At 65.6% G+C, this 12383-nt stretch carries 10 protein-coding genes; 8 read left to right on the plus strand and 2 right to left on the minus strand.

Features of this window, described 5'->3' with window-relative positions:
• The first annotated feature begins 4 nt into the window (after positions 1–4).
• Positions 5–769 carry an SDR family oxidoreductase gene (locus H7694_RS07360; protein WP_193598859.1) on the plus strand — a complete coding sequence of 255 codons (765 nt, stop codon included), beginning with the start codon at positions 5–7 and terminating at the stop codon, positions 767–769.
• Between the two features lie 63 nt (positions 770–832).
• Here the strand turns inward: H7694_RS07360 and H7694_RS07365 are convergent, their stop codons facing one another.
• Positions 833–1423, minus strand: a complete 591-nt coding sequence (locus tag H7694_RS07365) for an HdeD family acid-resistance protein (protein ID WP_193598860.1) — start codon at positions 1421–1423, stop codon at positions 833–835.
• A gap of 149 nt (positions 1424–1572) precedes the next feature.
• On the opposite strand from H7694_RS07365, the gene H7694_RS07370 reads away from it, so the two are divergent.
• The 7 genes from H7694_RS07370 to H7694_RS07405 all read left to right on the plus strand — a co-directional run bounded on the left by H7694_RS07370 (position 1573) and on the right by H7694_RS07405 (position 9900).
• Positions 1573–2013: a helix-turn-helix transcriptional regulator gene (locus tag H7694_RS07370; protein WP_193598861.1), complete on the plus strand. Its 441-nt coding sequence runs from the start codon at positions 1573–1575 to the stop codon at positions 2011–2013.
• A gap of 10 nt (positions 2014–2023) precedes the next feature.
• Complete coding sequence (locus H7694_RS07375) at positions 2024–2434, plus strand: VOC family protein (RefSeq protein WP_193598862.1); 411 nt, start codon at positions 2024–2026, stop codon at positions 2432–2434.
• Between the two features lie 14 nt (positions 2435–2448).
• Positions 2449–4797 carry an ATP-binding cassette domain-containing protein gene (locus H7694_RS07380; protein ID WP_193598863.1) on the plus strand — a complete coding sequence of 783 codons (2349 nt, stop codon included), beginning with the start codon at positions 2449–2451 and terminating at the stop codon, positions 4795–4797.
• Positions 4798–4826: 29 nt separating this feature from the next.
• A complete protein-coding gene (locus tag H7694_RS07385; protein ID WP_193598864.1) occupies positions 4827–5624 on the plus strand; it encodes a class I SAM-dependent methyltransferase in 798 nt (265 codons plus the stop codon).
• A 383-nt stretch (positions 5625–6007) separates the two neighbouring features.
• The gene (locus tag H7694_RS07395; RefSeq protein ID WP_193598866.1) at positions 6008–6349 is read left to right on the plus strand and encodes a YciI family protein; all 342 of its coding nucleotides are present in this window, start codon (positions 6008–6010) and stop codon (positions 6347–6349) included.
• A gap of 232 nt (positions 6350–6581) precedes the next feature.
• On the plus strand, positions 6582–7979 hold the full coding sequence (locus H7694_RS07400) for a recombinase family protein (RefSeq protein ID WP_227468337.1): 1398 nt from the start codon (positions 6582–6584) through the stop codon (positions 7977–7979).
• A 697-nt stretch (positions 7980–8676) separates the two neighbouring features.
• Entirely contained in the window at positions 8677–9900 is a 1224-nt protein-coding gene (locus H7694_RS07405) for an IS256 family transposase (protein WP_193596582.1), read from the plus strand.
• 773 nt (positions 9901–10673) lie between these two features.
• Here H7694_RS07405 and H7694_RS07410 read toward each other — a convergent pair.
• Positions 10674–12317, minus strand: a complete 1644-nt coding sequence (locus H7694_RS07410; protein WP_193598868.1) for a DUF262 domain-containing protein — start codon at positions 12315–12317, stop codon at positions 10674–10676.
• Positions 12318–12383 lie beyond the last annotated feature (66 nt).

Genomic DNA, 12383 nt, shown 5'->3' on the forward strand with positions numbered 1-12383 from the left:
AGGAATGACCCAGGTTCTCCCTGCCGGATCCCTCGACGGCAAGGTGGCGCTCGTCACCGGGTCGTCTCGAGGCATCGGCGCCGACACCGTCCGCTACTTCGCCGAGGCCGGCGCGGACGTCGTCATCAACTTCCGCAACAAGGCGCCCCGCGCCGAGAAGCTCGCGAACGAACTGCGCGGGCTGGGCCGCCGTGTGCTCGTCGTCGGTGCGGACCTCACGGACCCCGACTCGCTGGCCGCGATGTTCGACACCGTCCGCACCGAGTTCGGACGCCTCGACGTGCTCGTGCTCAATGCATCCGGCGGCATGGAGTCGGGCATGGAGGAGGACTACGCGCTCACCCTGAACCGCGATGCGCAGGTCGGCGCGCTCAAGGCCGCCGAGCCGCTCCTGGGCGAGGGGGCGCGCGTGGTGTTCGTCACGAGCCACCAGGCGCACTTCATCCGCACGACCCCGACGATGCCCGAGTACGAGCCGGTCGCGAAGTCCAAGCGCGCCGGTGAGGACGCCCTGCGCGAGCTGATCCCGGGCCTTGCGGCCAAGGGCATCGGCTTCACTGTCGTCTCCGGCGACATGATCGAGGGCACCATCACTGCCACGCTTCTCGAGCGCGCGAATCCCGGTGCGATCGCCGGACGTCGCGAGTCGGCCGGCAAGCTCTACAACGTGTCGGAGTTCGCCGCTGAGGTCGCCCAGGCAGCGGTCGACCCGGTGCCGGCCGACAACACCCGCCTGGTCGGCGACACCTCGGACTTCGCCACCGAGTGAGCATGTGAGACGGAAGGGGCGGCTCGTGGATGCCACGAGCCGCCCCTTCCGTCTCACATGACCTCAGTAGGCGTCGGCGGGGATATCGGATGCTGCGGCGACCGCATCCTGGCGCAGCGTGAGCGCGCGAACCAGCTGCAGCGCACCGAGGGCGACGAGCGCCACGCCGGTCAGCCACCAGAAGACGGCGACGTAGAACGGCGAGAACAGCAGCACGATCCCCGCGACGATGCCGAGGACCGCGTACGCCATCGTCCAGATCCTCGACTGCGAGTGCCGCAGCAGCGACAGCGCGACGACCCCCTCGATGATCCAGGTGATCCCGAGCATGATCCCGAAGAACAGCACGAGCGTCGCGGTGAACGCGAAGAGGTTCACGAACGCCAGCAGACCGCCGACGATGTAGACGACGCCCAGCAGCACGTGACCGGTGCGCGACCCTCCACCGCTGCTGCGGGAGAATACGCCCGCGCCGATGTAGGCCAGCCCCTGGATGACGAAGTAGGCGGCGATGATGCCCGCGAACAGCATCGCGGTCTTCGCCGGCCAGAGCAGGATGAATACGCCGAGCAGCAGCATGACCGCGCCCGACACGGCGAGCGTCGTGCGGGCTGCGGCGATGAAGGTCCGCATCGCAGGGGATCGATCGGTCATCGTGGGCTCCTTTCCGAGAGCACCGGGAGTCGTGGGTCAGCGTATCGGCTCCGAGCGCAGGCGGACAGGGTCGGCGCAGCGGTGCAGGGTCCGGCGGTCAGAGCCGCGCGGGGGTGGAGGGGCCGGCGCGGTCGTGCCACGATCGGAAGGTGACCCGTCCCGCCGATCATGAAGACCGACTGCGAGAGCTGACCGCTCTGCGCCGCGTGCGGGATCGCATCGACCGCGAGTACGCGCGACCGCTCGACGTCGAAGACCTGGCGCGCGGTGCTCACATGTCGGCCGGGCACCTGAGCCGCCGATTCCGGCAGGTCTACGGCGAGTCCCCGTACTCATATCTCATGACGCGCCGGATCGAACGCGCCATGGCTCTGCTGCGGCGCGGCGATCAGTCGGTCACCGACGTCTGCTTCGAGGTCGGGTTCTCTTCGCTGGGGACGTTCAGCACGCGCTTCACCGAGCTCGTGGGCGTGCCGCCGAGCCGGTACCGCCGCTCACACGGCCTGGGGCCCGGCATCCCGTCGTGGCTGGAGAAGCAGGCGACCCGACCGATCAGGAATCGAGAAGCGCACGTCGGCGGCGACCGGTAGCGTCGCCGGCATGGACATCACGATCAACGCGAGTTTCCTTCCCCACACCGATGCCGAGGCCTCGCTCGGCTTCTACCGCGACGTGCTCGGCTTCGAGGTCCGAAAGGATGTCGGTCACCAGCAGATGCGCTGGATCACCGTCGGCCCCGCCGGACAGCCCGACACCGCGATCGTGCTCACACCGCCGGCGGTGGATCCCGGCATCAATGACGCCGAGCGCTCGATGATCCTCGAGCTGATGGCGAAGGGCAGCTACGGCGGGATCGTGCTGTCGACGCCGGATGTCGATGCGGCCTTCGCCGAGATCGAGGCGAAGGGCGCCGACGTCGTCCAGGAGCCGATCGACCAGCCGTACGGCATCCGGGACTGCGCGTTCCGTGACCCGGCTGGCAATATGGTGCGTCTGCAGCAGTCCGCGTGAACGAGGGGAGCACGATGGCGCACGTCGCCGACAGCCACGACAGCATCCGGGTCGAGGGCGCCCGCGAGAACAACCTCAAGGACGTCAGCGTCGTGCTTCCCAAACGACGCCTCACGGTGTTCACCGGGGTCTCCGGGTCGGGAAAGAGCTCGCTGGTCTTCGACACGATCGCCGCGGAATCCCGGCGCATGATCGACGAGACCTACAGCGCTTTCGTGCAGGGGTTCATGCCGTCCGTCCCGCGCCCGGACGTCGACGTGCTCGAAGGCTTGACCACGGCGATCATCGTCGACCAGGAGCGTCTGGGCGCCAACCCGCGTTCGACGGTCGGCACGGTCACCGACGCGAACGCGATGCTGCGCATCCTGTTCTCCAAGCTCGGTCAGCCCTACATCGGCGGTCCGACCGCGTTCTCGTTCAACATCCCGACGCAGAAGGCCAGCGGCGTGATGACAGGGCCGGGCGGCGAGAAGAAGATCGTCAAGGATGCCATCTACCTGGGCGGCATGTGCCCGCGGTGCGAGGGCAGGGGAGCAGTGTCGGACATCGATCTCTCCCAGGTGGTCGACGAATCCAAGTCTCTGAACGAGGGCGCCATCATGGTGCCCGGATACACCGCTGACGGATGGATGGTGAAGGGGTTCTCCGCGTCGGGGTTCTATCCCGCCGACAAACCGATCTCGTCGTTCACCGAGAAGCAGCGCCACCTGTTCCTCTACGGCGAGGTGACCAAGGTCAAGATCTCCGGGATCAACATGACCTACGAGGGGCTGATCCCGAAGATCACCAAGTCGATGCTGTCGAAAGACCTCGACGCGCTGCAGCCCCACATCCGCCGGTTCGTCGAGCAGGTCGCGACGTTCGCCACGTGCCCGGAGTGCGACGGCACGCGACTGACGGAGGGCGCCCGCTCGTCGAAGATCGCAGGCATCAGCATCGCGGATGCCTGCCGGATGCAGGTCACCGACCTCGCCGAGTGGGTGCGCGGCCTCGACCTCGCCGGGGCTGGGCCGCTGCTGAAGGCACTCAGCGCCAACCTCGACTCGTTCGTCACCCTCGGCCTCGGGTATCTGAGCCTGGACCGGCCGTCGGGCACGCTGAGCGGGGGAGAGGCGCAGCGGATCAAGCTGCTGCGCCATCTCGGATCGTCGCTGACCGATGTGACGTATGTGTTCGATGAGCCGACGATCGGCCTGCATCCGCACGACATCCAGCGGATGAACGGCCTGCTGCGCGAGCTGCGCGACAAGGGCAACACAGTGCTCGTGGTCGAGCACAAGCCCGAGACCATCGCGATCGCCGATCACGTGGTCGACCTCGGGCCCGCTGCCGGCACCGGCGGCGGCGAGATCTGCTTCGAGGGGACGGTCGAGGGGCTGCGGGCGAGCGGCACGCTCACCGGTCGGCATCTCGACGACCGCGCGTCCCTGAAGCCGGCGGTGCGCACCGGTGAAGGTGAGATCCAGGTGCGGGGTGCGTCGGCGAACAACCTGCAGGATGTGGATGTCGACATCCCCAAGGGCGTGCTGACCGTGGTGACCGGTGTCGCCGGTTCGGGCAAGAGCTCGCTGATCCACGGATCGGTCTCACCGCTGGAAGGCGTCGTCTCGATCGACCAGAGCGCCATCAAGGGTTCCCGCCGCAGCAATCCCGCCACGTACACGGGGCTGCTCGAACCGATCCGCAAGGCGTTCGCGAAGGCCAACGGCGTGAAGCCGGCGCTGTTCAGCGCGAACTCCGAGGGCGCCTGCCCGACGTGCAAGGGCGCGGGCGTCATCATCACAGAGCTCGGTTTCATGGACACCATCGAGACGCCATGCGAGGACTGCGGGGGCAAGCGCTTCCAGGCCGGGGTGCTCGAGTACAAGCTCGGCGGTCTCGACATCACCGAGGTGCTGGATCTTCCCGTGTCGAGGGCGAGGGAGTTCTTCTCGGCGGGGGAGTCGAAGATCCCTGCCGCGGCGGCGATCCTCGGCCGCCTGGAGGATGTCGGATTGGGCTACCTGTCGCTCGGTCAGCCGCTGTCGACGCTGTCGGGTGGTGAGCGTCAGCGCGTCAAGCTCGCGATCCAGATGGGGGAGAAGGGCGACGTGTACGTCCTCGACGAGCCCACCACCGGTCTGCACCTGGCGGATGTGCGACAGATCCTCGGGCTGCTCGACCGCCTGGTCGACTCCGGCAAGACCGTCATCGTCATCGAGCACCACCAGGCCGTCATGGCGCACGCCGACTGGCTCATCGACATCGGCCCGGGAGCGGGCCACGACGGCGGTCGGGTGGTGTTCGAGGGCACCCCTGCCGAACTGGTCGAGCAACGCAAGACGCTCACCGGTCAGCACCTCGCCGAGTATGTGGACGCCTGACTCTTGACGGTCACGTTATCGTCGACGACATGACGGCCAGTCGCCAGCAGCAGATCGACGCGCGCATCCAGGCGTACTACGGCGAGGTGTTCGATGAGCATGTCCGGCTGACGACGCGCTCCGCCCAGGGGCCGCTGGAATTCCGGCGCACGCAGGAGATCATCCGAGCACACGTGCCGGTGGGTCGTGTGCTCGATGTCGGCGGGGGAGCCGGCAACCATGCCCGCGCGCTGATGGATGCCGGCTACGAGGTGGAACTGATCGATCCGGTTCCGCGGCACGTGAAGCAGGCGGGGGAGGCCGGCGTGCCTGCCGCCGTCGGAGATGCGCGTGACCTGCCGTTCGAGGATGACTCTTTCGACGCTGTGATCATGCTCGGCCCGCTGTACCATCTGGCCTCGCGCGACGACCGGTCACAGGCACTGGCAGAAGCACGCCGCGTGCTGCGCATCGGCGGTGTGTTGATCGCTGCGGGCTTATCGCGATATATCGCGTTCGGCAAGGCGTCGCTCGGCAGCCCGGTTCCGTCGCCGATTCCGGGGGACTGGCTCACGCTGATCGCCGACGGAGCCCCCGGCTCGGGAATGCGTTTCCCTGCGGGACATTTCCATACCGCCGAAGAGCTCGAGGCGGAAGTCACGGCGGCCGGGTTGACGGTCCGTGAGGTGCTCGGCGTGGAGGGTCCGGGTGGCCTGTTCCTCGAGACGGGCCCGGATGCTGGCGAGCAGGTCCGCGAAGCGGCGTTGGTGTTGGCTCGCGCAGCATCCGCCGTTCCCGGCATCCGTGACTTCAGCGCGCATCTCGTGGCCGTGGCGCACGTGCCGTGACTACGCTGAGATCGAAGCTGACGTCGACGTTGACGGGAGGATCCGGCCATGCATGATCAGAACGCTCAGGAGCACGCGCATCACGTACCCTCGCCTGGAGAACCCAGCGTTCCGCAGCTCGAGGATGATGAGACGATCGCACCGCGTCCCGAGGAGGATCTCGCCGACCTTCTCCGCGCAGTACCGGATGTGACGGACCACAGTCACCACGCCACGGGGACGACGCCGCGCGACGCCACATAGGCCGTACGGGTGTGCCCCTCTCATAGGTTCCGAGAGAACCGATAATGCACATTATGTCAGAATATTTGGTCGAGCCAGGGCCCACCACTCCCTCGACGCGCGACAGCCGCGGCCGTACGCTTCTGCGCAGGAGGTGAACGATGACGAAGTATCTGATCTCGTTCCCGAGTGGAGCGATGCACGTCTCCGACGCGGAGCTTCCCGCAGTCAGCGAGGCTGCGCACGAGGTTGTCCGCGAGGCGAAGGTGGCCGGTGTCTGGGTCTTCGGCGGCGGCATCGATGAGCGCGTCGCACCAGTGCTGGTGTCGGAGGATGGCACCTTCTCCCCCGGCACGTACCCGCAGACGAATCAGATCGAGGGCGGATACAGCATCCTCGAGCTGCCGACGTACGCGGATGCTGTCGACTGGGCCGCGAAGATCGCCCGGGCGTGTCGGTGCGCGCAGGAGGTGCGGGCGTTCCAGGACGACCCGGAGAGCTGACCCACTCACTCAGCGGTGACAACGGGTCAGGAGACGACAGCCGGTCTGCTGCGGGACCGCATCCTCCCCTGTCGCGCCGGACGCCACGCTCGGCGACGATCCCACCACGCGGGCCCGCGAATCTCGGGAACTCCGTGTCGCATGCGGATCTGCCATTCGGACAGATGCAGGGTGCGGTGATGATGCCAGCAGAGCGCGACGCCGTTGTCGGTGAGTTCCTAATATGACCGTTATGCATAAGCCTCATTCAGCAGCGATCTACGCGCGCATCTCCTCGGATCCGACCGGCCAAGCTCTCGGCGTGCAGCGCCAGCTTGAGGACTGCCGCAAGCTCGCCGCCGACCGAGGGTGGAACGTGGCCGCCGAGTACGTGGATAACGATGTGTCCGCCTACTCGGGAAAGCGTCGCCCCGAGTACGAGCGGATGATGGCGGACGTGCGGGACGGGCTGCGGGACGCGGTAGTCGTGTACAACATGGACCGGCTGACCCGGCGTCCGATCGAGCTCGAGGAGTTCGCGCAGGTTTGTGAAGCCGCGGGTGTGCGTCAGGTCGCCACTGTTACCGCTGATGTGGACTTGGGCAATGACGATGGGTTGTTCATGGCGCGTATCTTCGCCGCGTTTGCAGCCAAGGAGTCGGGGCGGAAGTCGGAGCGGCTGCGCAGGAAGGCCCGCCAGAACGCTGAGCAGGGCAGGCCCGGCGGCGGCGCTAATCGGCCGTTCGGATACGAGGCGGACAAGCTCACGGTCAACCCGGTTGAAGCGGTGATCGTGCGGGAGATGGCGCAGCGATACATCGCCGGAGAATCGGCGCGAGCGATCGCAGCAGACCTCGAGCAGCGCGAAGTACCTACCTCGAGCGGTGCGGCGTGGCGATCGACCACGGTGCGGAACCTGCTGCACAGCGCACGCATCGCCGGGCTGCGCTCCCACAACGGAGAGGTCGTCGGCCCGGCAATGTGGGATGGAATCATCACCCCTGCGGAGCGTGAGCAGATACTCGCCGTGGTCGCGACGAAGACCGCGACAGGTCGGCGCGCCCCGCGCCGGTATCTGCTGTCGGGGATGCTGCGGTGCGGGAAGTGCGGCGGGAAGCTGTTCTCCTCTGCCCGCGGTACCGAACGCCGGTACGTGTGCCTATCGGGTCCCGACCATCGCGGCTGCGGAGGGATCACCGTGACGGCCCCTCCGGTCGAGGAGTGGCTCAGCGCCGCGATCCTCTACCGGTTGGACACCCCGGACATGGAAGCGGTCCTCACCGGTCGATACGCGGACGACGCCCACCACACCGAGCAGATGAGCAAGCGCACCACGCTCGAGGCTCGAGCACGTGAGCTGGCAGAGATGTTCGCCGCGGGTGAGATCTCGCGACGAGAGTGGATACCAGCCCGCGACTCGATCGAGCATCAGCTCACAGCGATCGACAACGAACTTCAACGCCTCACCGGATCAAACACGCTCGAGCAGATCGCCGGACACGGAGCGGCATTACGCGAGGAGTGGCCAGGCATGACCCTAGAGAGGCAAGCGCTGATCGCGCGGGCCGTACTCGACTACGCCACGATCATGCCGGCGACGCGTGCGGGCCGTTTCGATCCCACCCGGATTGTTCCGGTGTGGGTGGTGTGAGCGCCGTCGGCCGGTGCGCGCCCCGCTGGGGCACCGCACCCGGCCGCCCGCCGCTCACCACCGCCCGCACTCGATCCAACACAGATGAGTCCGACACGTACACACCGATCCCCTGCGCTTCGCAAGACGCACGCACCCAGGCCGCCACAGCATCACGATCGAGTGCCATCACGCACCCCACTGCGCCCATACCGTCGGAGGTCCCTGCCACGCATCCGACTCCGACGAATCCCACACAGCCCGCGGACCATGCCCGAGGTGCGCCGACGCGAGGTCCAGCACCTCTCCCCTGCTACGCCCGGTGAAACGCAAACGCTCCGGTTGGAAGCCCTGCGCCACGTCGTAGCGGTGTGCACCCAGCTCACGCGCCCCGGAGTCGGAAAACGACTTCGACACATACTTCGCCAGGTAGGTACCCGCCAAGCGCGCCTCAGACAACGACGTCGACCCAACGGGCAGGTTGCTTAGCAGCTTGATCGACACGAAACCATGCGGCCAAGCCGATTCAATGAGAGCACGCTTGATGAACCGCCCCACCGCGAAGTGCGCGTGCAGTCCATGCCCAGACTTGTGCCGGTGGCGTCCCCTGGGGTGGTGTAGTTTCCGGTGCTGGGTGTCACGTCGTTGACGTGGTGAGCCATCGTGCGATGGTCAGTGAGAACCGACTAAAGCTACTCACAGAAAGACACGACGCACGATGGCTCTTGACCAGTCTGCCCTCCTCGAGCTCCTCGGGGAACTGAAACTCACCGACGTCACCGACCGGATCCGGGTCGCGACCGAAACGCTCTACCAGGAGTTGATCGACGCGGAAGCGGCCGCGTTCATCGGCGCCGCCCCGTTTGAACGCACCCCGGATCGCACCACGCAACGCAACGGCACCCGCCGGCGGACGCTGACCACGACCGCCGGGGAGCTGGATCTGCGGATCCCGAAACTGCGGCAGGGCTCGTTCTTCCCGTCGCTGTTGGAACGGCGCCGCCGGGTCGATCAGGCACTGTTCGCGGTCGTGATGGAGGCCTACGTCCACGGCGTCTCGACCCGGAAGGTCGACGACCTGGTCAAAGCGCTCGGCGCTGACACCGGGATCAGCAAGTCCGAGGTGTCTCGGATCTGCGCGAACCTCGATGAGGACGTCGCTGCGTTCCGCGACCGGCCCCTCGCGGACACCACCTACCCGTATGTGTTCCTCGACGCGACCTACTGCAAAGCACGGGTCGGCCGGCGGGTCGTCTCTCAGGCCGTGGTCGTCGCCGTGGGTATCGCGGCGGACGGGCGGCGGGAAGTGCTCGGGTTCGAGGTCGGGGAGACCGAGTCGCAGCCGTTCTGGACCACGTTCCTGCGGTCGTTGAAGGCCCGCGGGCTGGACGGGGTGAAGCTGGTCATCTCGGACGCGCACACCGGTCTGATCGCCGCGATCGACACCGTCTTCCAAGGCTCCAGTTGGCAGAGATGCCGAGTTCACTTCATGCGCAACGTGCTCACCTCGGTCCCGAAGACCGCGGGGCCGATGGTCGCGTCGATCATCCGCACGATCTTCGCTCAACCCGACACCGAGCACGTGTTCGCGCAGTTCCACGAGGTCGTGCGCATGCTGACACGGTCGCACCCGAAGATCGCGGACATGCTCGAGGACGCGAAGGACGACATCCTCGCGTTCTGCGGGTTCCCGCAGCAGCACTGGCGGCAGATCTGGTCCACGAATCCCCTGGAGCGGGTGAACAAGGAAATCAAACGGCGCACCGACGTCGTCGGCACCTTCCCCAACCCCGCCGCGTTGCTGCGCCTGGCCGGGCACGTCCTCATCGAGCAACACGACGAATGGGACGGCGCCGACCGACGCTACTTCAGCGAGCACTCCATGAAGCTCCTCAACACCACCGAGAAGGAGGTCGCGATCCCCGAACTCGCTGCAGCATAATCACAGAAGCTGATCTCGCACGGTGTTGAGAAACTCCACCACTCAGCGGGACGTCACCCTTGTGCCACTCGGGAACCCACGCATACGGCAACGGCTTCCCTCCCAGGCCATCGCGCAGAGCGCGGAAGAAGTCACCAAGGTGCTCACGGATCAGCGCCGAATCGTGATTACCTGCGCCCGCGTACGTCAACGTACCTAGACGATTGAGCACGTTCGCTGCGCAGTACCTGCGCAACGTCGATCGCGCACGCCGCCCCGCTTCAGCAGCAGCGCGATCTGGATCCGCGGCCTCGCCGCGCGCCACATAATCGGGCACCCGCCGCAACGACGACCGGAACGAACCGCCGCCCTCACCGGCGGCCGGGACAAGCGTGAACGACCAACCAGCATCGGGACGAGCCAAGGGGCGCACAGAAGACGGTGCAGTGACCATCGCAGAACCTCACACAGACAAGACGACAAGAACGCGAACGGTCAGTTCGATGTACTCGCCCCGCTGGTAGGGCTGCGTCTGTCGCGCTTGCTATGTCTGTGTCTGCGTAAAGGTGCGCTCGTGCTTTTGCTTCTGTGTGATTCCAGCTACCGTTCACCAGCAGTTCTAGCAGAGAATCACACTGCTGTCATTCCCAGCCCTGCGGATATCTTCACCGACGCCGCTACGCGGCGCGGCTGCCGCGGAATCGCTCCGCGATTCCTTGCCGCCCCTCGTCGCTGCAGTCCCCCGAGTTATGTTGCAGATTCAAGTCAAGGCGCGGCGCGCTTCGCGAGCCGCGCTAGGCGTTGGGCCAGGCCTGACAGGCCAACCCTGCCAACCTGTCGATACGTCGCTCGATCGCTCCGGCGTTCCATGCGTTTAGTCCGCTGAGCTGGCGCGTCATCGTGAACGCTGATTCTGCGTACACCTCTGACTTTTCAGGCGGAAGCTTCGACCCGAGCCCCTTATTGAGCCTTTTTTCCAGCAGCGTGAGGTTGCCGAGCGTGTCAACCAGCGTCGCCGCAGCCCCCTGGCCCAGCTGCCCAGGCAGCGACTTCGGATGGATGTGCTCAATGGTCACACCGCGCGATGACCAATCGAGAGCGGTCGTATCACGACCAGCTAGTTCGGACTCGACGCGTTCAATCATCCCCAGAATGTACTTGACTCGAGAGCCAGGCATCACGCCATATCGACTGAACGCCGCCCTGAACTGGTCATCGCTGGGGATCAGCTTGTCCAGTTCGGCACGAACATCAATCTGGTTGACTGCGGCGCCCGCCGAGATCGCGGCCGCGGTGCTACCGAAGGTGTCTTCAGCCAACTTCGCGCCAATGTTCCCCGCGAAGAGCGCTCGTACCGACCACATCAAGAGTTTGTTGAGGAGTCGACAGGCGTCATCGAAGTCCCACGTCGCGAATGCCGCGAGCACGACGGGGATGCTGCTCTCGAACTGGAACCTTCTGTACGCGAGCAGTGAATCCCGGACGTCAACTTTCTCGCTTTTCCAGTAGTCACTGTCGGGATCGCGCAGCGCGACGTAAGTATCTTTCGCCTTCACCAGTCGACTGAGGTAGGTATTCGCGCTGATCCCCGACTCCCCAATGTCCTCCTGAATCGCCCGGTAAAGCTTGCTCGTCCGAACCGGGCCCTTGCGTGAGATGAGCTCGAAGCGGATCAGGCGAACAAGGTCGTCCGGCTTCTCGAACGCCGACTCAAGCTGTACCCACTTGTGCTCGACGGTCGAGAGGTAAGCGCCCGAAGCGCTGAATAGGTAGTTCTTCAGAAGATCGGCAGTGGTGAGGTCTGCGCCGCGGTCGTTCAGGGTCTCAAAGATGACGTAGGCCTCTTGGATGCCAGTCGCAACCGCAACCAAGATCTGGACGCGCTTCTCTAGCTGGTTGACGATGTCCATGAGAGCGCTGTAGGAATCCGCGTCCGGCGCGAGTCCCGCAACGTGCTGCCTGCAAACACCGTAGGACGCCACGAGTGGATGGGTGTCTCGATCCGCCGAAGTCTCGCCGTTGAGCAGTCCGAGGTACGCCTCGCTGTCGTGCGGGCCGAGTGCAAGTCGCTCAAATACACCCTCTGCCTGAAGCTCGTAACCTCGCAGATATCTTTCCTCTACGCGCTTGGCCTGCTCGACTTTTCCCAGCTCGATAAGCCGATCCCTAATCGCAACGAGTAGCACAGATGTAGTGGCGAGCCGCTGCTGGCCGTCGACTACACGCCGACGAAAACTGTCTTCCTCTGGGAGCGTCAGCACAACAGTGCCGACGAAATAGTCGCGGTCTTTCGCACGCGCCTCGGCGAGGTCGCTGAGGTACTCGCGCACATTATCGATCGTCCACGCATAACGACGCTGAAAGCGTGGTACTTCGATCAAGTGATCAGCGAGCAAGTGGCCGACTTGGTCGTGGTCAAAGTCTGTTTCGCGAGCCATGATAACTCCCCTAAGTGCCAATGTGGTCAACCTACCAGGAGGTCAACGACGTGGAGCGAACGGTGG

The organism is Microbacterium sp. YJN-G (assembly GCF_015040615.1).
In the GTDB taxonomy this organism is placed as follows: Bacteria; Actinomycetota; Actinomycetes; order Actinomycetales; family Microbacteriaceae; genus Microbacterium.

Excerpts from the sequence above, each read along its gene's own strand:
- H7694_RS07360 (WP_193598859.1), top strand. The coding sequence starts at position 5 with ATGACCCAGGTTCTCCCTGCCGGATCCCTCGACGGCAAGGTGGCGCTC.
- H7694_RS07365 (WP_193598860.1), bottom strand. The coding sequence starts at position 1,423 with ATGACCGATCGATCCCCTGCGATGCGGACCTTCATCGCCGCAGCCCGC.
- H7694_RS07375 (WP_193598862.1), top strand. The coding sequence starts at position 2,024 with ATGGACATCACGATCAACGCGAGTTTCCTTCCCCACACCGATGCCGAG.
- H7694_RS07380 (WP_193598863.1), top strand. The coding sequence starts at position 2,449 with ATGGCGCACGTCGCCGACAGCCACGACAGCATCCGGGTCGAGGGCGCC.
- H7694_RS07385 (WP_193598864.1), top strand. The coding sequence starts at position 4,827 with ATGACGGCCAGTCGCCAGCAGCAGATCGACGCGCGCATCCAGGCGTAC.
- H7694_RS07395 (WP_193598866.1), top strand. The coding sequence starts at position 6,008 with ATGACGAAGTATCTGATCTCGTTCCCGAGTGGAGCGATGCACGTCTCC.
- H7694_RS07400 (WP_227468337.1), top strand. The coding sequence starts at position 6,582 with ATGCATAAGCCTCATTCAGCAGCGATCTACGCGCGCATCTCCTCGGAT.
- H7694_RS07405 (WP_193596582.1), top strand. The coding sequence starts at position 8,677 with ATGGCTCTTGACCAGTCTGCCCTCCTCGAGCTCCTCGGGGAACTGAAA.
- H7694_RS07410 (WP_193598868.1), bottom strand. The coding sequence starts at position 12,317 with ATGGCTCGCGAAACAGACTTTGACCACGACCAAGTCGGCCACTTGCTC.